A 22,044-nucleotide genomic window follows, 5' to 3' on the forward strand; every position below is an offset into this window, starting at 1 on the left:
ATCCCAGCTATGCAGGCACCCAGCCCTCCTGTCAGCAACAACCGGACGAAGCGTCAACCCAGTCTACCATGCGCAGGAAGCGCTCAGGAACGGACGCCGCCAGCCATCAGCGGTCCTGCATCAACCCTCGGCATGCGCCAAGGTTTTAACTGAGGCATCGCAGAAATTCCACTTTCGCAACGCTCAAACATTGCAAATGCATGGCTTTCCCCTTTCTTTGCGAAAGATATGGCTGAGAACCAACGACATCCGTTCCTGACAGGGCTTAGCAAACACCGCGGGGCTAACCCAACGATCCTCGTGATCTTCGGTGCCTCCGGAGACCTCACGCAGCGCAAGCTCATTCCTGCGCTCTACAACCTGGGAGTGGATAATCTGCTGCCCTCAGACTTCACCCTCATCGGATTTGGCCGCAAGGAGATTCCCAATCCGGAGTTCCGTCAGTTCGCGCGCGATGCCGTCGAAACCTTCTCGCGCCGGGGTCTCGACAAAGACATCTGGGAACGCATCGAACCCAATATCGAATACCTCGCTGGTTCCTACGACGATCTGAATGCCTTTCAACGCCTGCACGACCGCGTACACGAAATTGAGGCCGAACATGATCGCCAGTTCCAGCTGCTCTACTACATTTCAACACCACCGAGCGTGTTCGAACCCATTGTCACCAATCTGGGCGAAAGCAAGCTGTCCCGCCACGGGCACTCCTCTGGACTCAAACCCAAAATCGTAATCGAAAAACCGTTCGGCAAGGATCTTGAAACGGCACGGGAACTCAACCGAACCATCCTTCAACAGTTCGACGAAGATCAGGTCTACCGCATCGACCACTATCTGGGCAAAGAAACGGTGCAGGATCTGCTCGTACAGCGTTTTGCCAACGCCATTTTTGAACCCATCTGGAACCGCGAATACGTGAGCTGTGTGCAGATCACGGTAGCAGAGCAGCTCGGCGTCGGATCGCGCGCTGGCTACTACGACCAGAGCGGTGCCCTGCGCGACATGATTCAGAATCACACGATGCAGCTGCTCTCCCTCACGGCGATGGAACCACCCGTGTCGCTCGACCCCGAGTCCATCCGCGATGAGAAAGTGAAGGTGCTCAAGGCCATCCAGCCACTGGAGCTTCGCAAGGATGGGGGAGATGCCGTGCGCGCCCAGTATCGGGAAGGTCTGGTGGAGGGCAAGCGCGTCCCGGGATACCTCGACGAGCAGGACGTTCCCCAGCGCTCCACAACCGAAAGCTATGCCGCGCTTCGCCTGTTCATCAACAACTGGCGATGGAAGGGAGTCCCGTTCTACCTGCGCTCAGGCAAGCGCATGGCCCGGCGCATCAGTGAAATCGCCATCGAATTCAAACGCCCCCCCGGCATCCTGTTCAGTGAAGGCAACCGATTCGACCTGTCGCCCAATGTCATGGTGATTCGCGTGCAGCCCGACGAAGGAGTGACTCTGCTGCTCAACTCCAAAATCCCCGGTTTGGAAACGCGAACCCAGCCGGTGAAAATGCATTTCAACTACTCAACGACCTACGGCTCCAATACTCCGGAAGCCTACGAGCGCCTCATCCTTGATGCTCTCGTCGGAGACAGTACGCTCTTCATACGTGGTGATGAAACAGAGGAATCCTGGCGCATCATCACGCCGCTTCTTGACTATTGGAAAGAACATGGGCAACAGGGTCTCGAAACCTACTCGGCAGGCTCATGGGGACCGCTCGCCGCCGAACGCATGCTCTGGGATCTTCGTCACGAGTGGCGTCGCCCCAGCGTCTGATGCACAATGCGATCCGGGACTTACTTCTCCCCGACACAACCGATTGATCCATGGCTTCCATTTTAGACAATCTACCCGGCGTTCCCATGCCGATCTCCGAAATCTCCCGCCAACTGAGAGAAATGTGGCGTGGCGACGAGGATTCGAAGACCTCTGCTCCCTCAGAGTTTCGCGCCTCACAGCTCAATCTCATCCTTCACGTGGGTTGGGATACCAGTGAATCCGAGGCCCAGTCCCTCTTTGAGGCTGCGATCCAGTTTACGCAACGCCATCCTGGCCGCATTCTGTTTTTGGCCCCCTCTGAAGATGCCGGAGAGGCCGATGTGCTCAAGGGCAAACTGTTCACTCAGTGTTACATTGGTGAGAGTCACCGGGAAATGTGCTGCTGTGAGGCTGTACTGTTGGAATATGCATCGAGCGAACCTCGTTCGCTGTTCAACCAGGTATCGGTGTGGCTGGAAAGCGACCTCCCGATCTATCACTGGTTCCACCGCATGCCCGTAAAGGCCGTGAAGAACAAATACCTCGCATTTGTGAAAAACTCGAAGCGCATCCTGTACGACTCCGCCGTGGAGAGCGATGACTATCAGGAAATCCCAACCCCAGACCCCTGGCGCATCCGGGACCTTGCAGATGCACGCATGCTCCCGATCAAGCAATCCATCGGACAAGTCCTCAGTACGTTTGACCCCGCACTCATTGTGGATGGACTGCACACCATCGAAGTGCGCTCCCATAAAGCCCATCGTGCCAATGCTCACCAATTGCGCAACTGGCTCGAACGCTGTCTTGATCAAACACCCGCATTTCTCGGCACAAAACCCTCGGTCCCTTTCCGGTGCTGCGAATTGGAATGCGAGGATACCAGCCTTGAGGTCGAGTTTCTGTATGACAATGCGCAGCGGTTTCACTGGATACTCTGTGCATCGGGAAACGAGGCAACCTCAACCTCCGTCCTGGGTAATCGCAGCGGCACCCACCACGCCAGCTTTCGCCCGCTCGAACCTGTCAGCGTACTCGCAGAGGCGATCTTTTTCGGTCGCTGAGAACCAACGTCTGTTTCCAACCCGCAGTGGGGAACACTCATTGCACCTATATCGTCAGGCAGGAACCACCATCCCTGTTTTACAACGGGATCTCGATCACAATCGATCCATATGAGACATCCCTACGGGTTTCCGACCCGTTCGAAATCACATCCGCATGAATGTTTTCGAGCAGCGGACTTGAGAATACCAGTCCGACTCGCAAGGTGAAGCGATTTCGAATCTGATAGGAAGTCGTGATCCCCAAACTGACTATCCCTGGCTTTCGCTCAACCTTTCGATCATCACTGGTCAACATGCTTCCATCATAGATGACCGAGTATGCAATCCAATTTGCACCCAGCGACAGATCGAATTCGAGCGACTGACTCGATGCTCCCTCATCCAATGGAGCAAACCCTCCATCTGCAATGCCAACACCTGGTGGAGCGGGTTCGGGTGAGAATCCGACAGGTAAATTCCACCCCCAGCGCAAAGCGACACTTGTATCCAAGCCTGTCATCAAGTTCCCAAACTGTCCGCCCGATGCGACCAGCAAAGACCCCGACCAATCATTCTGCCTTACTCCCCAACGCCACAACTTTCGTTTGTATTGAATCGCCAGGTTCAACAGTAACTCCGTCTCCCGCTGAGTATCCCAACCTTCAGGGCTTTGTCCCAAACCCAGTTTCGAATGAACGAAATCCTGAATGCGTCCACCTGCAGACTCATCTCCAAGCACACCTGCCGTTAATTGCAGAGCGCGTTGTTCTTCTTCGTTGAAAAACTGCCAGATCTTCGAAAGCGTCAGCGTGCTCCCATAAGGTAACTCCCCCTCCTCCCAGGTCTCCGCCTGAAGATCCCCCGGCGTCACCAGCAACTGACCCACAGCATAGCCTTCCCTGATCCACCCACTTTTCCGACTCCCGGCAACCCATCTCAGCGGCCAGTTGAATGCATTTCCGGATCCGAAATTCTCGCCATCTGCTGCCCTCAAATCATCGAAAAACTGGATGCTCAACCCACTCGTAAAATTGGAGTCCTCCTTGAGGAAGGCATCATTTCCGATTTCAACCCTCCAAAATCCTCCTGCTTCACCAGCTTCTTGATGGACCTCAGCTTGCGCTGGAGTGACAACCCCGCCAGAGAGCATGACGAATACCAGCAACTCGGTACGCACGAGCATGCTCAGCATTCCCCGGATCGCTTGCACCCCAAAGCGTGCAAACCCAATGCCATTCTGAGTTTTCCGCAAAACGTGGGAAAAATGTATTCGACAAAAACGCATTCAAAATCGTGCGATGGCTATCATTCCATATTCGCTCCAGAACCGACCAGACAGGACGCAAGCAGAACAAGATCAGATCTCAAAAATCTCGCGAAACACCCGCTCGAGTTCTGATAGCAGGGAATCATTCATGATTTCCGGAACCATGCGGGAGCGAACCGCAAATCCATCAAAAATCACCCGGATAAGAAAGATTTTCGCCTCTATTTCCTTATCCGAAAGGGTGCGCCCTTGTTGCGCGTAACAGTGAGTCAAACACGACTTGAACAACGCTTCATCCTTGGAATCCCATTCCCGAATGATGGCGTCAATCGCGGGATTGCGGTTCGCCTCCGAGTTCAGCTCAATCTCAAGAATCGTATCCTTTTGGGGATCATGCTCATCCGTTCCCAGTGATTTGACGTGATTCACAACTGCCGCGATAATCGCATCAAAGTCCTTCAACCCAGACACAAAGATTTGCAACCGTTTCTGTTCCTCAATGGCGATGGCTTCAGTAATGGCATCCTTATTCTTGAAATAGCGGTAGGCCAAGCCCTGACTCACCCCGGCATACTCGGCAATCAGGCTCATGGTTGCCGCATGAAAGCCGCGCTCCCGAAAGGCCCTCCTCGCAGCATTCAGGATGTTTTGTCGCTGCATCTGCATCCGCTCTGCCAACTTTGTCATTTTGCTAATGTATTTGTTTATACGGGATTGACGCAATGCTCAGTGTGCTACAAAGAACCGCAGGCATCCAAAGTCAATTTCTTCTCCTCTGCCTGCAGTTCTCATCGTTCTCTCAGAATATACCTGCCACCTCCGCATTTATGTCCTCTGCAGTAAACCCGCCTCCCAGGCTGCGATAGAGCGACACATTGCTGCGCTCCACCTGTCGAACAGACGCAAGCAGTGATTGTTTGCCGTCAACATAGGCACGCCTTGCTTCCAATAACTGGTAATAGTCCATCGATCCCGCATCGAATCGAACCTGCGATATCCGCAAGACCTCTTCAAGTGCCTGCAATCGATTGCGGTTTGCCTGCAACACCTGCTCGCTTTCTGCCCGCTGTGTCAAGGCATCGGAAACCTCCCGAAATCCCTGTTGAATCGAACGTTCATACTGGGCTACCGCCATTTCACGCGACGCCTCGGAAGCGTCCCGGTTGGCAATCAGGCGCCCACCCTGGAAAAGTGGAATCCGGATGCGCGGCACAAAGCTCCAGACATCCGTTCCACTGGAGAACAGATCCGTGAGGTCACCACTGGCACTTCCGACTGCCCCCGTCAGAACAATGGAGGGAAAAAACGCCAGTCGGGCTGCTTCCAAATTCGCCTCAGCAGCGACCAGCGTCCATTCTGCGGCCCGGATATCGGGTCGCCGCAGTAACAATTCGGAGGGAAGACCTTCGGGAATCTGAAACGCACGTGTCACAGCCAGATCCAGCGTCATCCCCAACCCAGCAAGGTCGAGCGGTTGCCCGACAAGCAGAGTCAAGGCATTGAGCGAAGTGTTCATCGATGCCTTGTAATTCGCCACGCTGGCCGCAGCTTGCTCCATGACAGCGCGCGTCTGGCTGATTTCGAGTGACGATGCTGTTCCAAACCGGATTCGTTCCTGCAGAATACCCATTTGTTCTTGATAGTTCTTCAGAGTCTCCTCTGCCAATGCCAGTGCTTCCGCATTATAGACGTAGTCAAGGTAGGCATCCGCCACTTCCGCCAGCAATGTCAGCCGAACCGTATGCTGTGCTTCTTCGGTTGCGAGATACTGGTGCAGTGCCTCCCGGCTCAGTTGTTTGACACGTCCGAACAGGTCAATCTCGAACTGTGCAAGACCCACCTCTACACGGTACGATTCCACGGATTCACCACCACCTCCACCGGATCGCGTCAATGATCCATCCACAGCGAAAAACGGATATTGATCCGCACGCTGGATGCGGTACATCGCCCGCGCTCGCTCCACATTGAGAATGGAAACCCGCAGATCCCGATTATTGGCCAACGCCATCTCCATGAGGTCTTTCAGTCCCGCGTGCTGGTAAAACGCTTCCCAATTGACCACGTTTTCCCAATCTGTGCCACCGTGCATGGAGGTTCCCTGAGGAACTTGCCACTGCGTTGAGACAACTGGAGTGGTCGATTCCACTGATTTCGGCGGCAGCGTAGCGCAACCACTTAGTAAAATGATCGTTGCTCCCAACGATGCCCATTGAATAAAGGCCTTATGCATGAGTTCCTTGTGGTTTTCTCCGTATGAAGAGACGTTCAATCACATAAAAGAATAGGGGCACGAGAAAGATACCCAGTGTCGTGCCCACAATCATCCCACCAAGCACTCCAAATCCAATGGCGTTCTGCGCACCCGACCCAGCACCATCGGCCATCGCAAGCGGGACAACCCCAAATCCAAATGCGAGCGAGGTCATCAGGATGGGTCGCAAACGATCCCGCACTGCTGCCAGAGTGGCCTCCCGCAATCGCATGCCCTGTTTGAGATTGAGCGTTGCAAATTCAACGATCAAAATCGCATTTTTGCTGGTGAGGCCCACTGTCGTGAGCATGGCAACCTGAAAATAGATGTCCCGCTCCAGGCCTGACAGAACCGCTGCCAGCAGAGACCCCAACACTCCCAGCGGAGCCGCCATGATCACGGCGGTAGGGATGCTCCAACTCTCGTAAAGCGCTGCCAGTGCAAGGAATACAATCACCAGCGACAGCAAATACAGCCCCGCCGTTTGATTCCCAGCCTGACGCTCTTGATAGGAAGTCGTCGTCCACTCAATTCCAAAACCCTGTGGAAGCATTTTCGCAAGGTTTTCGATCTCATCCATCGCTTGTCCCGAACTCACTCCGGGTGCGCCCTGGCCCTGAATGTTGACCGCTGCAACACCGTTGTAGCGCTCCAGCCGCGGAGACCCGTAAGTCCAATGGGTCTGTGCAAACGCGGCAAAAGGCACCATTTCCCCAGCCGCATTTTTGACACTCCATTCGAGAAAATCCTCTTCCTGCATTCGGAAGGGAGCAGCTGACTGCAGGATCACTTTCTTCACGCGCCCATTGTCGATGAAATCATCGATGTAACGGCCGCCCCATGCGACCCCAAGCGTGTTGTTGACTTCCGCCACGTTGAGTTGATGAGCCACCGCCTTCCGCGTGTCGACCTCCAGCTGCAGTTGCGGTGCATCCTCCATACCGTTGGGTCGCACATTGGCCAGAAGCGGATTTTGCGAAGCCATGTACAGAAGCTGGTTCCTTGCATCCATCAGTGCCCGATGCCCTAGCCCTGCATTGTCCTTGAGGTAGAAGTCAAAGCCTGTCGAATTGCCCAGCTCCATGATGGGTGGAGGTGCAAAAGCAAAGACCATGGCTTCCTTGATTCCCATGAACGCAGCACTAGCCCTTCCCACAATTGCAGAAACGTGTTTTTCAGGTTCTTTGCGTTCAGACCAATCTTTCAGATCCACAAACGCCATGCCGCTATTCTGACCTGATCCCGCAAAACTAAATCCCTGCGCAAGGAAGATATTTCGAATCACATCACTCTCATGATTCATGAGGTAGTGCTCCATTTTTTTCACCACCTCCGTGGTATTCTCTTCCGTCGAACCAGTTGGCCCCATGATCATTGCAAAAAAGCTTCCTTGGTCTTCGTCGGGCAGAAAGCCTGTCGGAACGCGGAGGAAGGCAAAGACCATCAATCCAACGATGACTGCATACGCCATCATTCCCCGGATACGACGGGAGGTTATGGCATCAACCACCCGCTGGTAACGGGAGTTTGCTGCATCAAAACTACGGTTGAACCAGCCAAAGAATCCCTTCTCACGAATATGGTGTCCTTTCTCAATCTGCTTGAGCATCGTCGCGCACAGAGCAGGCGTAAACACGATGGCCACGATGACCGAAAGCGTCATTGATGAAACAATGGTGATCGAAAATTGACGATAAATCACTCCTGGTGCTCCCGCCATGAAGGCCATCGGCAAAAAGACAGCAGAGATCACAACACCGATTCCGATCAAGGCACCCGTTATTTGATCCATTGATTTTCGCGCTGCTTCTTTGGGGGTCAGACCCTCCTCAGACATGAGGCGTTCCACGTTTTCCACCACGACAATCGCGTCATCCACCAAAAGACCGATCGCCAGCACCATGGCAAACATCGTAAGCATGTTGATCGAAAACCCAAATGCCGCCAACACCCCGAAGGTTCCCAGCAACACCACCGGAATCGCAAGGGTTGGAATCAGGGTGGCCCGCCAGTTTTGGAGGAACAGAAACATCACCAGAAACACCAATAGGATCGCTTCGAGCAATGTCTTCACCACTCCTTTGATCGCCACCTTGACAAAGGGAGTGGTATCAAAGGTTTTGGAAACCTGCAGCCCAGATGGAAGGTATTGCTGCTCTTGCTTCATGAATGCTTCCACCTTCTTTGCCGTATTCAGCGCATTTGCCCCTGTTGCGAGAGAAATCGCCACACCCGTCGCTGCCTTGCCGTTGTAGCGGCTTCTCATGGCATGACTTTCTTTTCCCAGCTCCACCTCTGCAATGTCACCCAGTGTCAGGCTCGAACCATCTGCCAGACTCGAAACAATGATTTCGCGGAACTGATCTGCTGTCTGAAGACGGCCACGGGTGTTTACCGTGAAGTTGATCTGTTGTCCCTCGACCAGCGGACTGCCTCCCAACGCCCCAATCGCTACCTGCTGATTCTGCGACTGAATCGCTGCCATAACCTCACTCACCGATAACTTGTAGGCTTCGAGCAACTTGGGGTTTAGCCATATCCTCATGGCATATTGCGAGTTGAATACCTGAACCGAACCCACTCCTTCGATGCGCCCGATAGCCTCTTTGAGATTCGAGGAAACATAGTCCCCAATCTCACCATCACTCATGCTCCCATCCTCGGAGTAGAATGCGATCACCATCAGAAAGCTATCATTGCCCTTATTCACGGTGACTCCTTGCTGCTGCACACTCAAAGGCAGCAGTGGCATCGCCGCCTGCAGTTTGTTTTGCACCTGCACCTGGGCAATGTCCGCATCGGTGCCAGTTTCAAAGGTGAGTGTGATTTGGGCTGATCCATTGGAGGAGCTGTTCGAAGACAAATAAATCAGCCCATCCAGTCCCGTAAGATTTTGCTCGATGATCTGCGTTACCGAGTTCTCGATCACACTGGCAGAAGCGCCCGGATAAGCTGCCTGAATCGTCACCGACGGCGGTGCGATTTGCGGATACTGTGAAATGGGAAGGGTGACCATGGACAGTCCCCCTGCGATCATGATGATCAGTGCAATGACCCACGCAAAAATGGGCCTGTCGATAAAAAACCGTGCCATACTCGCTCCTTATTGCGGGTTCGAATTCGATGAAGATTCAACAGCTGGAGCACCTGGACGAACCCACTGCATCCCACCGACAATCACCCGAGTCCCTGCTTCGAGTCCACTGCCAACGATCCAGTCATTGTCGTGGCTTCCTTCCAGTGTTACTTCACGGCTTTCAACCTTGCCATCATCATTCAGGATGAGCACTGAGGTGGTGCCCGCTTCACTTCGCTGCACAGCTTTCTGCGGCACCAGGATCGCATTTTCTTTGACCGCAAGATTTACCCGTGCCTGCAAAAACATACCCGGTAGAAGAATGTGGTCAGGGTTCTCCACTCTCACCCGTAGCAATGAGCTTCCTGTTACCGGATCAACTGTCGTTTCCGAATACAGAACTTCGCCCGGCTGCCTGAGCGAACGCCCATCTTCCAAAGTCAGCTTCACTGGGTGCCGAATCGCCTGTTCAAGGGTTCCTTCACGAATCCGTGCCTGCAGTGTAGTCCACTCACGACTGGCCATCCTCAAGTTCACATAAACGGGATCGAGCTGCCTCACCACTGCAAGCGCTGTACCCTGACCTGCCATCACAAGTGCCCCGCGAGTGACATCGGACTTTCCAATAATGCCTGCGATAGGAGACTCGATCCGTGTGTATCCCAGGTTCACTTCACTGGCAGCGGCAGCAGCCTCCGCAACCTGCACTTCAGCCTCGGCACTGAGAAAAGCAGCCTCCGCATCATCGAAGGCCTGTTGACTGATCGCAGTGGCCTCTACCAGAGCCGAAGCCCGTTCGTAAGTTTTGTAGGCGAGTTTTGCAGACACCTGCGCACGGTTAAGCGTTGCAAGGTTTCGCTGGTGCTCGGCCTCAAACATGGCGTCATCCAGGACGTAGAGCTGCTGTCCCTCCGTCACTGCCGAACCTTCCTCAAAGAGCACCTCGCGAATGATTCCACTGACTTGGGGGCGAACCTCTGCTTCCGATACCAAATCCACCCGCCCCACAAGGTCGCGGGTCAGCACTATCGATTCGGGTTGAACCCGTACGGTAGACACTTCTGGAGGAGGGAGTTCATGCGTTGTTTCCGAATGCTTGCTACAGCCCATCAGGCTCAGAACAATCAGGATCGCCAGGAAATTTGATTTCATCTTCATTACTTTGAATTGTTGATCCACCGAAAATGACGGAGCAAAATGATCCGTCAATAAAAATGGATGAATGTTTATTCATTATTACGAAATTCAAAAATCCTCTTCCTGTAGTCGTAGGGACCATTTGCGATCAACGGTGTGATTGACAGGTCGTTCAGGATTTGCGCTTCCTGCGCTTGGGACGCCGGTCTTCGTAGAGTCCCTGCTCCTGCACAAGCGTTTCCAACGAGTCAAAAAGGGCTTCGGGTTCGGCGTCGGTCTTTTTCATGATCTCAACCGTTCGACGATAGGCCTTTCGACCTACACGCAGCTCATCGACGGGTTTTTGGATAAACGTTTCGATTTCCTCGAGCACGCTGCGCTCTTCTTCTGAACAGAAACTGATCGCTACTCCCTTGCTCGTGCCGCGACCGGTGCGTCCGACGCGATGCACGTAGTTGGCCGTCTTCACAGGCAGGTCGTAATTGATCACAAACTCCACGTCGGGCACATCAATACCGCGCGCACTCACGTCGGTTGCGACCAACACGCGATGCTGACCCTCGCGAAACGCATCCAGCACCGAAGAGCGCTCTGCCTGCTCCATTTCTCCATGCAACAGAACACAATCGAGTCCCACCCGCGCCATTGCCTTGACCACGCGTTCCGCACGTACCCGCGTGCGCACAAAGACGATCACTTTGCTCTCCGCATGGTCGTTCAGAAACTCCTCGAGGAAAAAACGTTTGTCATCATGCTTCACAAACATGACAAAATGCTCGACGTTCTTGGCCACCGGGTCCTTTGGCGAGAGCTGGATGCGGATCGCGTTTCCCCGCACCAGCGCATAGGCCGTTTTTTTGATGTGCTTGTCAATGGTCGCCGACATGAAGACCGTCTGATGTCGGGTCGGCAGCATCTTTTTCACATACCGAATATCATCGATAAATCCGAGATCGAGCATGTGATCGGCCTCATCGAGAACCAGCATCTCCACAGTGGAAACATCAAGGTGCTGCTGGTGAATCAGATCAAACATGCGACCGGGTGTGGCGATCAGCACATCAATGCCCTTTTGCAATCGCAGAATCTGCGGGTCCTGCTCCTCTCCCCCATGCAGGGAATACACCGACACACGGCTGTGGGCTGCCAGACGCTCAAACACTCCTGCAATTTGTTTGGCCAGCTCACGGGTGGGCACGAGGACCAGGCATCCGATGCCCTCCACCCGTTTGCTCACCTTGCCGGTGTGAATGCGTTCGATGATGGGAATCGCAAACGCCGCCGTCTTTCCCGTTCCCGTTTGCGCGATTGCGAGCACATCCTCGCCCCTCAAAATCGGTGTGATGCTCTTGAACTGAATGTCTGTCGGACGGTGAAACCCGTGGTTTGCCAGGTTTCGCTTAAGCGGTTCGCACAGGGCATATTTTTCAAATTTCATACCAGGGGTTCTCCTTCAGACCCATTCATTCCAGGCGATGCATTGCCCGCTTTCATGCGCTTGGAAACTTCACGCTTTGTCTCAAAAAAGGCCTGCACCAATGTGCGGCACTCCTGCTCCATCACACCAGTTGTTACCTCCATGTGGTGCCAGGCATCCTGCAGGGCATTCACATCCATTGCTCCGCCCAGGCAGCCCATGCGAGGGTCGGAAAACGCATAAACCACACGGGACACACGGGACAGCAAAGCCGCACCCGCGCACATTGGGCAGGGTTCCTTGGTGACGTAGAGCGTTGCTCCAACCAAACGCCAATCGCCGGTCGCACGCGAGGCCTGGGTGATCGCAAGCACCTCGGCGTGCGCCGTCGCATCACAACTCCCGATCACCTGATTGTGCGCACTCGCGATGATTTCACCGCCCAGTTCGATCACCGCGCCGACGGGCACCTCGTCCTCCCTCCAGGCTTCAATCGCCTGATTATAGGCCAGTGCCATGTAAAACGCATCATCCCTATGAAGCTGGGATGGATGAATCTTGGGAAAAGGACACGGCTGTTTCTGCATGCCATCCGCATTCCCATACTTTTGATCAAAAGGCAACTGATCAATCACGGCGGTCTCGTCTCAGACTCCAGTTTTCACGGTTACATTTTGCCTGCTGGTCGACGCTCACACTGGGGACTCGCGAAACTTATCGGAACTACGAGGGAATTCAGATTCAGTATGGCTCGCTTGAGTCGTTCTCTTCGCGGAAGGCTGCATGCATGGATTCAAGCTCCCGAAGTCGGGGCAGATCGCTTCGGGTCAGCCCGAGTTGAATCACAAGATACATGAGCGGGATCGGGATCAAGGTCGTGAGATACCACCCCAGACTGAAGTTCTGCTGAACTGCAATAAAGTTCACCGTCGCAAATGCAAAGTAGGGCAACCCCACCCAGTAAATCATCGATTTTGAGAAGCGCACATGATCGCGTTGACGGTGAACGGCCCGAGCCAAATGCCCGGCAAGATTCTGCTCGAAGCGAAATTCAATCCCCTGCTGAATCTGCCTGCGGCGTAATACATAGAAGGCGAGACCGAAAAAAATCCCCGCTCCGAACAGCTTGTGATATCCATTCCCGGTCACGAGAGGCACGGCCAGCAGAAACAGCCCCGTGAAGAGATATATGCCCAGGGTGGTCCAGTCACGACAGTTGATTCGATGCTGAGTTTCTGCACAGCGTTTCTCAATATGCTGATTGAAGGATTGTTCGTCGAAGGTGAAAAATCCTTCTGCGTGTTGTTCGTTCCACATTTGTTTGATTTGCTTATAGTTCATGGGTGGTTTCCTGAGATAAAGTTTGCGTGAGCGCTTTTTTGATGCGACAGATGCGCACACCGACGTTGCTTTCTGAGAGACCAACGATTTCTGCGATTTCCCGATACCGAAATCCGTCGAGTAGGAGCAGTGCGAGCGAACGATCAGGCTCCTGAAGCCGCGCGATCTGCTCATAGAGCCAGTCAAGCCGCTCGCTGTGAAACGAGCTTCCTTCATTCAAAAACGGTTGTGCTTGCTCGAGCTGCTCACGCGTTTCTCGCCTCCGGCGCTCCTTGTGCGCCCAGGAGGATGCAGAATAAAAAGCGACCCGATAGATCCATGTGGTTTCGGCGCAACCGTTGCGAAAGTTTGGAATCGAATTCCAGAGTTGCACTGCAATTTCCTGAAAGAGATCTTCGTTGTCGTGTCGAGTGTTCGAATAGACACGCACGACTTTAAAGATGATTCCGCGATGCTCGCTCAGCCATTTGTTGAAGATTCGCTTTTGCTCACTAACTCTCATGATTCATAAGCACTAGTGGCAGAGCATGCCCCAATCCTTACAAAATGAATGGAATGGATCGGATGAAAGTCGCAAATCACCTGTGATCGTTATCGGATCACTGTCCAACTGGAGTAAAACCGGCCCTTTGTATGGCTTCCTCAACAATGCGCTTTCCGTCGTGCTTGATGATCGCTCCATGGGCGACCACGACGTGCTCAAAGTCCCAGGCCAACATTGCCTGCAGGGAATGGACAAAAGCGTTGCGGTCCTTCACTGCCCAGCGCACGGGGCGGTCGACTGCAGGCCATTGCTTCACACCCATGAGGTGCCGCATGCACCAGCGGGTCCATCCCGTAGCCTGAACCAGATTGAACAGCAAGTCGCAGACGATCAAGGTGCGGGAAGTGCGGTGAAAGCAGGCATATTCATTGAGCATGCGCATCCCTTCGAGGCGCAATACCTGGATTTCGCCCTTCGTTCTGCCTTCGATCTCCGCGATTGAACCTGTTCGGCTCCCCATCGCTGCCTTGGGAAAATGCTCTGGCACCAGGTAAGTGCTCGTGGGAAATGCACGTTGCCCCTCCCGACTGAAGGTATCATGCAGAATGGTTCCCTCCAGGAGGAATTCCACTCGCCCGAGTGAATGGATTTCGCGAACTTGCTCTTCATTAAAGGGAGCTGTGGAATGGATGACCAGCTGGTCCCCGGGTAACCGCATCACACAGACCCGACGACCCAACTGCATGCCCAGAAAGCGAAGCGGGAACGCAAGTGTCCAGACTTCATCACCCATTTTTTCCAATTGAGATCTCATGGGAGTAGGGATACCCAGAACGCTTCGAATCACAATAAGGCAGTGCAAGAACGCTGACCACAGTGAACACCACGACTGCAGGTATTGTGCAAGCCGACAATTTCATTGCCATTCCGGCCATTTTCCGTTCTAGTTGTTCTTTTATTCAACACGATGATGATTCAAAAAAGGACTTTTATATTTGGTTATGGCAGATGATGAAATTGAAGTGAGTGGCACAATTGTAGCGGTACTCCCGGGCACTATGTTCCGGGTAGAACTTGAAAATGGACACCGCGTCTTGGCCCACATTTCCGGAAAGCTCCGGAAAAATTTCATCAAGATCACCACTGGAGACATGGTGAAAATGATCATGAGTCCATACGATCTCGAAAAGGCGCGCATCACCTATCGCATCAAGAATGCAAATACCCATCGCAACGCACCCCGTCGCAGTTACGGACCGCGTCGACGCTGATTTTGTTTTGAATAATCCCGATTTTGGAATAAAGCTTCCTCTGGAACTTTTCCGACGGTTGCGTGCATCAACCGCTTGAAGCGAGCTGACCGTCAAATCGTTCATCACATCATCGAAGGAAAATCATGGCATTAGCAACGAACATCATCGAAACCATCGGGAACACCCCACTGATCAAGCTGGAGCGCATCTCCAGAGAGGTCGGTGCAGAAATTTTCGTCAAAGGCGAATTCTTCAATCCGATGGCAAGTGTTAAGGATCGCATTGGCCGCGCAATGATTGAAGCCGCCGAACGCGACGGAAAACTCAGCGCAGACAGCGTGGTCATCGAACCGACCTCTGGCAACACTGGCATCGCTCTCGCCTTTGTCTGCGCAGCCAAGGGCTACAAGTGCATTCTCACCATGCCTGAGTCCATGTCACTCGAACGCCGGGTGCTGCTGCGCATGCTCGGCGCAGAGATTGTACTGACTCCGGCCCCCAAAGGCATGTCCGGAGCGATCGCCAAGGCTCAACAGCTGGTCGAAAAATACGGCAGCAAGGCCTTCATGCCACAACAGTTTGAAAACCCGGCCAACCCTGAAGTACACCGCAAAACGACTGCTGAGGAAATCTGGAACGACATGGGTGGAAACATCGATGCATTCGTCTCAGGCGTCGGCACTGGTGGCACGATCACCGGGGTATCCGAGGTCATCAAGGCACGCAAGGCCCTGCACTCCGTTGCAGTTGAGCCAGATGCGAGTCCCGTGATTTCAGGCGGCAATCCCGGACCCCACAAGATTCAGGGCCTCGGAGCAGGGTTTATTCCAAAGAACCTGAACACCGACATCGTCGATGAAGTGATTCAGGTGAGCAATGAAAATGCCCTGGCTACGGCGCAAATGCTGGCAACCAAGGAAGGCTTGCTGGGCGGAATTTCCACAGGAGCCAATGTCTGGGCGTCGATTCAGCTCGCCTCACGTCCCGAAATGGCGGGCAAGCGCATCGTCACCGTTGGCTGCAGCTTCGGTGAGCGCTACCTGAGCACGGCTCTGGCAGAAAAGGCACTCGAAGAAGCCAAGGCCCTGCAGGCCGAAGCCATTTGAGTGATCTCACCGATAACATCCTGCTTTTCAAGAGGCGTCCGGGGAACAAATTCGGACGCTTTTTTATGGACGCGCTCGGTGCTTTCAATCGTCACCAGACTTGTTTCCCTGCCACTCATTTCCCATGATTGAACCATGTGTGCGACATCATCGCATTCCTCCAAATCTGAGAACTCGTCTTCAACCGCCCGCGACAAGGGGTGGATGGATTCCCTCTATGACCGCCTCGCCGAAGACGACGAAGGGCGGGTCTGCAAAGGTATCAGCGAGAAGGCCTGTCGTGAAACGCCGGGGAATTTTTTTAAATTCCTGGTTGCCAATGCATTCACGAGTGTCGGAGACAAACTGGCCAGTGCAAAGACCACGCTTCCCTGGTTGCTCAGCGCACTCGGCAGTCCTGCGTGGGTGACCAGTTTACTGGTGCCGATCCGGGAAGCGGGTGCCATGGTGCCTCAACTATGGATCGGCGCATGGGTGCGCCAGCGTGCGGTTCGAAAATCGCTCTGGACCCTGGGCAGCCTGCTACAAGGACTGGCACTCTTTGTCATGGCCTGGATTTCGGTCAGTCAGAGCGGCGCCGCAGCCGGAATTGGCATCCTGCTTTGCCTGATCGGGTTCAGTCTCGCACGCGCGCTGTCCTCAGTCGCCTACAAGGACGTACTTGGAAAAACGATCCCAAAAACCCGGCGGGGCCGACTTTCGGGCTGGATATCCGCACTGACCGGATTGGGATCGATGGTCGTGGGCGGGATGCTCGGATGGTTCGCCAAAGATGCCTCGATCAATAACTTGACCCTCTTGCTCAGTCTTTCGGGCGGGCTGTGGATCCTGGCTGCCTGGGTATTTCTTCAGATCGTGGAATTCCCGGGAGAGACTGACGGTGGCGAGGAGGGATGGTCGCACATGCTCGGACGCCTCTTGCTCCTTCGGGAGGATCGCGCTTTTCGCCGCTTCGTCGTCGCCCGGGCACTGGCGATGGGCAGCGCGTTGGCAGCACCGTTCTATGTGAGCATCGCGCGCGAGGATCTGGGTGATGCCAACCGCTATCTCGGACTCTTCCTCGCAGTCGAGGGACTTGCGGGCTTGCTGAGTGCTCCCCTTTGGGGCCGTTGGGCTGATCGCTCCAGTCGGCGCGTCTTCATCGTCGCGAATGCATTGGCTTCGGTGCTCACCCTGACCGTGGTCCTGGTGACGATCAGCAACCTGTCAGCGGCGGTTGCAATCTGGTTTTATCCGGCTGCGTTTTTTCTGCTGGGCCTTGCACACGCCGGAGTTCGCCTTGGCAGAAAAACCTATCTGGTCGACATGGCGGATGGAAATCAGCGGACCGACTATGTCGTTGTGAGCAATTCCGCGATGGGCATTTTGCTGCTTGCGGGAGGTCTCATCGGTGCGCTGCTCGCAAGTGTTTCGATTCTGCTTGCCTTGACGATCTTTGGCATCGCTGGACTTCTGGCCTCGTTTATCGCACTGCGCTGGAAGGAACTGAACCTTGACAACCCAACATCCTGATCATGACCGCTTTGAGAATAAGTGCTCGATTGACAAATAAGGGGAGGCATGGGAGGATGAAACCTGTTCTCCAACCTGTCGGACAACACCGCTTTGGGTGACTCGACGGGAGAGTTCAGCTCGAATGAAATCGGACCCCTGTTCCTGTGTTCCACTGCTATCCCGACTCAGGGAAGCAACCCGCCCCATGCACGACCGCCTGGAGCACAATCACCGTATGGCGCAACTGCTCTCACCGGACCTGACACTCGATCAGTATGGCGAGGTATTGCAACGCTTTCATGCGCTGATTGATCCATTCGAGAATCACCTGTGCAACTATGAATCCGATTGGGATCGGCTCGGATATCCGGCTCTGAATCGAACAAAAACCAGTCGTTTGCTTCGAGATCTCGATTGGCTTGGCATTCAGCCGCTTTCGACCGCTGAGATTCCGGATGATGCAGTGTTGGCCTGTCACTGCTTTCCTGCTCTGCTCGGGTCGCTCTATGTGATCGAAGGCTCGTCGATGGGAGGAAGGGTGATCACACGCCACCTTCAAAAACACCTGAACATTCAACCCGATTCAGGCGGAGCCTATTTCTTCGGAGACGGGCCGCAAACCCACCGGCATTGGCGTACATTTCAGAACATGCTCGAGAACTACAGTTCGTTGGATTATGATACCGATGCAACCGTCGCGGCAGCCTGCGATGCATTTTCCACCTTCGACAGAATGCTTCAATGAGCGAACACACTGTCAACCCATCTAACGAGATTCCCCTGACCGAATGTGACGGGGAACAAATCCATCGCATTGGAAGCATTCAGGCACACGGGTTACTGATCGCGGCAGAGGTGGAGTCCCTCCATGTTACCCATGTCAGTGCCAACGCTGAGAACTGGCTGCACCGACCGGTTTCAGCAATCCTCGGTTCCAGTCTGATGGATCTGTTGCCCGAACAGGCACAGCACTACCTCAAAAATCGCTCGAATCCCTCAAGTGGAAAGGAGTTTTATTTTGCCATGGAATGCGAGGACCTGCGCCTGGATGCATCTCTGTTTCAAACAGACATGCACTGGGTCCTCGAACTCGAACCCTGCCAACTTTCCATGGCTTCCGACCCGCTGCGCGCTCCTTCACTTCTGCGCGACTGGAGCCAACAACTGCAGAAGTGCCAAGACTGGGAATGCACTGCTGCCCTGGCTGTGAAAGAAATTCGCAACCTCACAGGCTACGACCGGGTCATGGTTTATCACTTCGAAGAAGACCAACACGGTCGGGTTGCAGCCGAGAGCAAGCGAGAGGACTGGGAATCCTACCTGAATCTGCACTATCCCGCCACCGACATTCCCCTTCCCGCACGCCGTCTTTTTGTAGAACATCCATTGCGCCAAATTCCTGATGTACATGCCTCTTCGATTCCCATTATCGGCACCAGTGGAAGCGCGCAAGGCTCCGAACTCGACTTGACCCGCTCAGCACTGCGCCAACCCTCCTCTCTTCATGTTGAATACCTGGGCAACATGGGAGTCGCGGCGACGCTCACCGCTTCCATTCTGTGTGAGAACCGTCTCTGCGGCCTCATTGCATGCCACCATGGCACTCCCATGCGATTGTCACGACGCCTGCAGGCCAAGGTGCTGTCCATGGCTCAACTGCTCGGCCACCGCTATTCATTTCTGCAATCCCGCGCGGCATTGCGCCACCACACGGCACGTACAAGCCTGGAGAACCTGATCCGCAATGCACCCTACCCTCCACAGAACTGGCTAGACAACCTGCAAGTTTCTTCATTTTCAGAATTGGTATCCCCTCACATCGAGTCGATCCTTCAGCTCACTCAATGCAGTGGCGTAGCTTTTCTTCTGGATCAATCCCTGATCACATTTGGTGATACACCGAATGCAGAAACCCTTCAGAAGTTACTGGATTATTTTGAGTCCGATACTTCGGAAGCATCCATTCACACCCATCAACTTACGCAGGATTTCCCCGATATCGCTATCGACATTGAAGCTCCAGCCGGGGTGTTGGTGCATTTCCACAACCGCGCAGAGCATCGTGCGGTAATCTGGATTCGCCCGGAAAAAGTCGAAGTCGTGAATTGGGCAGGTGATCCGCGCAAAACCATCGAAGCGGTAAGGGAAGGCAATCGAAGCATCGCTCCCCGTCAGTCGTTCAAGGTGTGGCAAGAGACAAACCGGGGAAAATCGGAACGTTGGGGTTATCTGGAAATCGAGTCAGCCCACGCACTCAGCCGAAGTCTATGGGCACGCTGGGATCACCTGCTCCGGATTCGTGCCGAAACAGAGTGGATCAAGGCTAAGGAGGCTGCCGAAAAGGCCAACCAGGCAAAATCTGAGTTCCTGGCTAACATGAGCCATGAGATTCGCACTCCGATGAATGGCATCATGGGGATGACTGGCTTACTACTCGAAACTTCACTCACGACCGAACAGCATGATTATGCACTGACCATAGAAAAGAGCGTCGATCATCTGCTCGTCATCATCAATGACATTCTGGATCTCTCAAAAATTGAGGCGGGCAAACTCGAAATCGAATGGATCGAATTGAACATCCGGGAGGAGGTGGAAAACGCCGTATCCCTACTTGCAGAGCGTGCAGTGGAAAAGGGATTGAATCTCTTTGTATCGGTCGATGCCACCATTCCCGAAAGCGTTAAGGGTGATCCTGTGCGGCTACGGCAAATCCTCACCAATCTGGTCGGAAATGCCGTTAAATTCACAGAGCAGGGAGAAGTGGTCGTCGCTGTGCAACCTATCCCAGGATCTCCCCAAGGTCGATGCGGCATTCGCTTTGAGGTTTCGGATACCGGTATTGGCATGTCCACCGATCAGGTTGAGCGGTTATTTCAAAAATTCGAGCAGGCCAGTGCAGAAATCAATCGTCGTTTTGGAGGAACTGGCCTCGGACTGGCCATATCCAAACAATTGACCGAACTGATGGGCGGCAGCATCGGGGTCAGCAGTACACCTGGTCGTGGATCTACCTTTCACTTCAGCATCGAATTTGAAGTGTTAAAGCCGCCACCACTGCCACTGCTGACACTGATCTCCCCATCCGAGGAACGGTACCGACACGTTCTGGTTGTCAGTGATTCCACGACCCAGCGGAGTCTGCTCAGCTCATTGCTACAGTCCTGGGGTTTTTGTGTTTCTTTTGCAACCGCTGCAGAAGAAGCCATGCAGCTACTTCAACATCCACCAACTGGAAAAGACCAAACCGGAGTGGTCTGCATCGACTTGGAATTGCCCGAAAAGGAAGGGTTCCGTTTGGTCGATCAGATGGAGTCCGCTTCGGAGCTGGATGAAATCAAGCGCATCTTGCTAACAGCTGTGGGAAATCATCCTAAATTTGACGTTCCGGTGGAATTGCTCGTGAAACCCTTGCGGGAACGGGCCATGCGCAGTGCGCTTTGCAGGGCAGTCACTGGCGCCTCCCATGTGGACGGCATCACTCGCGTAATCCCAGAATCAACGGGCGAACAACGTTCCGGTATACGCATCCTCGTCGCTGAGGACAATCAGACCAATCGAAAGGTAACCCGCCGCCAACTTGAAAAACTCGGTTACCAAGTCGAATTTGCAGTGAATGGGAAACAGGCTGTGGAAGCACAACTCTTGCATTGCTTTGACCTCATTCTGATGGATGGACGCATGCCGGAAATGGATGGGTATGAAGCAACCCGGCAGATTCGCGGGAACGAGGCCCAAAAAGGGCTGCCAAGGGTTCCCATCATCGCGCTCACTGCAGAGGCCGGCACCGAAAATCAGGAACGTGCCATCGCAGCTGGCATGGACGCTCACCTGCCAAAACCCGTCAGGTTGAGAGATTTGAAGCTGATGCTGAAACGATTCGATAACTCAGACAACTGATATCATCAACGATCTTGGAGGAATGCATTCCAGAAACCTCATCAGGAAGGATCCTGGATATTTGGGCAGCACCTTCATTCCGGTTTTGTCCGAGTTGAACACTTCTGCAAATCCACTTTGAGCAAGGTGATCCCCGTTACCTGACAGCGTAACCCTCACCCCGGGGGCCAGGTGAGTGAGCGTTTTCCCAATAGGTGTACGTGTAAGTGGGGCACCGTTTCGCCCCCAAACGACCCATTGTTGATCACCAATCGAAACCCCTGCTCCAATCCCAGCTTGCGCGAGAGTTCTCCCGCCACCCACATCAAATGCCCGATCAGTTGTTGATCCTCAGGCAGCATCTCCGCGATGCGCGGAATCGGTTTTTTGGGAATGATCAGCACATGCACCGGTGCCTGTGGCTGGATGTCGTGAATCACGATGCAGTGATCGTCCTCGTGTTCAATGTTTGCGGGAATCTCCCGCTCGATGATTTTAGTGAAGAGAGTTTTTTCGCTCATGACAGTCGTTT

Annotated in this window: 18 protein-coding genes; 7 read left to right on the plus strand and 11 right to left on the minus strand. The window is 53.9% G+C overall.

Translation table 11 applies throughout. The features are described 5' to 3' along the window. Positions 1-228: 228 nt before the first annotated feature. Both zwf and ABQ298_00630 read left to right on the plus strand, forming a co-directional pair. Positions 229-1,776 (plus strand): glucose-6-phosphate dehydrogenase, encoded by a 1,548-nt coding sequence (gene zwf, locus ABQ298_00625; GenBank protein ID MEQ9822870.1) that lies wholly within the window; start codon positions 229-231, stop codon positions 1,774-1,776. Positions 1,777-1,826: 50 nt separating this feature from the next. Continuing rightward, positions 1,827-2,822: a glucose-6-phosphate dehydrogenase assembly protein OpcA gene (locus tag ABQ298_00630; GenBank protein MEQ9822871.1), complete on the plus strand. Its 996-nt coding sequence runs from the start codon at positions 1,827-1,829 to the stop codon at positions 2,820-2,822. A gap of 79 nt (positions 2,823-2,901) precedes the next feature. On the opposite strand, the gene ABQ298_00635 is transcribed toward ABQ298_00630, so the two are convergent. The 10 genes from ABQ298_00635 to ABQ298_00680 form a co-directional block, all read right to left on the minus strand. After that, a complete protein-coding gene (locus ABQ298_00635) occupies positions 2,902-3,987 on the minus strand; it encodes a lipid A deacylase LpxR family protein (protein ID MEQ9822872.1) in 1,086 nt (361 codons plus the stop codon). A gap of 174 nt (positions 3,988-4,161) precedes the next feature. Next, on the minus strand, positions 4,162-4,731 hold the full coding sequence (locus tag ABQ298_00640; GenBank protein MEQ9822873.1) for a helix-turn-helix domain-containing protein: 570 nt from the start codon (positions 4,729-4,731) through the stop codon (positions 4,162-4,164). Positions 4,732-4,870: 139 nt separating this feature from the next. Continuing rightward, a complete protein-coding gene (locus ABQ298_00645) occupies positions 4,871-6,304 on the minus strand; it encodes an efflux transporter outer membrane subunit (GenBank protein ID MEQ9822874.1) in 1,434 nt (477 codons plus the stop codon). Further along, the gene (locus ABQ298_00650; GenBank protein ID MEQ9822875.1) at positions 6,297-9,419 is read right to left on the minus strand and encodes an efflux RND transporter permease subunit; all 3,123 of its coding nucleotides are present in this window, start codon (positions 9,417-9,419) and stop codon (positions 6,297-6,299) included. Before ABQ298_00650 ends, ABQ298_00645 begins: the two co-directional genes overlap by 8 nt. A gap of 9 nt (positions 9,420-9,428) precedes the next feature. Next, complete coding sequence (locus tag ABQ298_00655; GenBank protein MEQ9822876.1) at positions 9,429-10,553, minus strand: efflux RND transporter periplasmic adaptor subunit; 1,125 nt, start codon at positions 10,551-10,553, stop codon at positions 9,429-9,431. 157 nt (positions 10,554-10,710) lie between these two features. Beyond that, positions 10,711-11,976 (minus strand): DEAD/DEAH box helicase, encoded by a 1,266-nt coding sequence (locus tag ABQ298_00660; GenBank protein MEQ9822877.1) that lies wholly within the window; start codon positions 11,974-11,976, stop codon positions 10,711-10,713. Next, positions 11,973-12,542: a nucleoside deaminase gene (locus tag ABQ298_00665; protein MEQ9822878.1), complete on the minus strand. Its 570-nt coding sequence runs from the start codon at positions 12,540-12,542 to the stop codon at positions 11,973-11,975. Before ABQ298_00665 ends, ABQ298_00660 begins: the two co-directional genes overlap by 4 nt. 154 nt (positions 12,543-12,696) lie before the next feature. Continuing rightward, positions 12,697-13,296: a hypothetical protein gene (locus ABQ298_00670; GenBank protein ID MEQ9822879.1), complete on the minus strand. Its 600-nt coding sequence runs from the start codon at positions 13,294-13,296 to the stop codon at positions 12,697-12,699. Further along, on the minus strand, positions 13,286-13,798 hold the full coding sequence (locus tag ABQ298_00675) for a sigma-70 family RNA polymerase sigma factor (protein MEQ9822880.1): 513 nt from the start codon (positions 13,796-13,798) through the stop codon (positions 13,286-13,288). Before ABQ298_00675 ends, ABQ298_00670 begins: the two co-directional genes overlap by 11 nt. A gap of 97 nt (positions 13,799-13,895) precedes the next feature. After that, positions 13,896-14,594 (minus strand): hypothetical protein, encoded by a 699-nt coding sequence (locus ABQ298_00680; protein MEQ9822881.1) that lies wholly within the window; start codon positions 14,592-14,594, stop codon positions 13,896-13,898. Between the two features lie 187 nt (positions 14,595-14,781). On the opposite strand from ABQ298_00680, the gene infA reads away from it, so the two are divergent. The 5 genes from infA (at position 14,782) to ABQ298_00705 (ending at position 21,533) form a co-directional block, all read left to right on the plus strand. Continuing rightward, complete coding sequence (gene infA / locus ABQ298_00685; protein ID MEQ9822882.1) at positions 14,782-15,051, plus strand: translation initiation factor IF-1; 270 nt, start codon at positions 14,782-14,784, stop codon at positions 15,049-15,051. 125 nt (positions 15,052-15,176) lie between these two features. Continuing rightward, entirely contained in the window at positions 15,177-16,139 is a 963-nt protein-coding gene (cysK, locus tag ABQ298_00690; GenBank protein MEQ9822883.1) for a cysteine synthase A, read from the plus strand. A 135-nt stretch (positions 16,140-16,274) separates the two neighbouring features. Next, positions 16,275-17,651: an MFS transporter gene (locus tag ABQ298_00695; GenBank protein MEQ9822884.1), complete on the plus strand. Its 1,377-nt coding sequence runs from the start codon at positions 16,275-16,277 to the stop codon at positions 17,649-17,651. A 187-nt stretch (positions 17,652-17,838) separates the two neighbouring features. Next, entirely contained in the window at positions 17,839-18,378 is a 540-nt protein-coding gene (locus ABQ298_00700; GenBank protein ID MEQ9822885.1) for a biliverdin-producing heme oxygenase, read from the plus strand. After that, the gene (locus ABQ298_00705; protein ID MEQ9822886.1) at positions 18,375-21,533 is read left to right on the plus strand and encodes a response regulator; all 3,159 of its coding nucleotides are present in this window, start codon (positions 18,375-18,377) and stop codon (positions 21,531-21,533) included. Before ABQ298_00700 ends, ABQ298_00705 begins: the two co-directional genes overlap by 4 nt. A gap of 155 nt (positions 21,534-21,688) precedes the next feature. Here ABQ298_00705 and ABQ298_00710 read toward each other — a convergent pair whose 3' ends face one another. Continuing rightward, positions 21,689-22,033: a histidine triad nucleotide-binding protein gene (locus ABQ298_00710; protein ID MEQ9822887.1), complete on the minus strand. Its 345-nt coding sequence runs from the start codon at positions 22,031-22,033 to the stop codon at positions 21,689-21,691. Between the last annotated feature and the right edge of the window lie 11 nt (positions 22,034-22,044).

The organism is Puniceicoccaceae bacterium (genome assembly GCA_040224245.1).
Classification (GTDB): Bacteria; Verrucomicrobiota; Verrucomicrobiia; order Opitutales; family JAFGAQ01; genus JAKSBQ01.

Coding starts and splice junctions, on each gene's coding strand:
- zwf (MEQ9822870.1), top strand. CDS start 229: ATGGCTGAGAACCAACGACATCCGTTCCTGACAGGGCTTAGCAAACAC.
- ABQ298_00630 (MEQ9822871.1), top strand. CDS start 1,827: ATGGCTTCCATTTTAGACAATCTACCCGGCGTTCCCATGCCGATCTCC.
- ABQ298_00635 (MEQ9822872.1), bottom strand. CDS start 3,987: ATGCTCGTGCGTACCGAGTTGCTGGTATTCGTCATGCTCTCTGGCGGG.
- ABQ298_00640 (MEQ9822873.1), bottom strand. CDS start 4,731: ATGCAGCGACAAAACATCCTGAATGCTGCGAGGAGGGCCTTTCGGGAG.
- ABQ298_00645 (MEQ9822874.1), bottom strand. CDS start 6,304: ATGCATAAGGCCTTTATTCAATGGGCATCGTTGGGAGCAACGATCATT.
- ABQ298_00650 (MEQ9822875.1), bottom strand. CDS start 9,419: ATGGCACGGTTTTTTATCGACAGGCCCATTTTTGCGTGGGTCATTGCA.
- ABQ298_00655 (MEQ9822876.1), bottom strand. CDS start 10,553: ATGAAATCAAATTTCCTGGCGATCCTGATTGTTCTGAGCCTGATGGGC.
- ABQ298_00660 (MEQ9822877.1), bottom strand. CDS start 11,976: ATGAAATTTGAAAAATATGCCCTGTGCGAACCGCTTAAGCGAAACCTG.
- ABQ298_00665 (MEQ9822878.1), bottom strand. CDS start 12,542: ATGCAGAAACAGCCGTGTCCTTTTCCCAAGATTCATCCATCCCAGCTT.
- ABQ298_00670 (MEQ9822879.1), bottom strand. CDS start 13,296: ATGAACTATAAGCAAATCAAACAAATGTGGAACGAACAACACGCAGAA.
- ABQ298_00675 (MEQ9822880.1), bottom strand. CDS start 13,798: ATGAGAGTTAGTGAGCAAAAGCGAATCTTCAACAAATGGCTGAGCGAG.
- ABQ298_00680 (MEQ9822881.1), bottom strand. CDS start 14,594: ATGAGATCTCAATTGGAAAAAATGGGTGATGAAGTCTGGACACTTGCG.
- infA (MEQ9822882.1), top strand. CDS start 14,782: ATGGCAGATGATGAAATTGAAGTGAGTGGCACAATTGTAGCGGTACTC.
- cysK (MEQ9822883.1), top strand. CDS start 15,177: ATGGCATTAGCAACGAACATCATCGAAACCATCGGGAACACCCCACTG.
- ABQ298_00695 (MEQ9822884.1), top strand. CDS start 16,275: ATGTGTGCGACATCATCGCATTCCTCCAAATCTGAGAACTCGTCTTCA.
- ABQ298_00700 (MEQ9822885.1), top strand. CDS start 17,839: ATGCACGACCGCCTGGAGCACAATCACCGTATGGCGCAACTGCTCTCA.
- ABQ298_00705 (MEQ9822886.1), top strand. CDS start 18,375: ATGAGCGAACACACTGTCAACCCATCTAACGAGATTCCCCTGACCGAA.
- ABQ298_00710 (MEQ9822887.1), bottom strand. CDS start 22,033: ATGAGCGAAAAAACTCTCTTCACTAAAATCATCGAGCGGGAGATTCCC.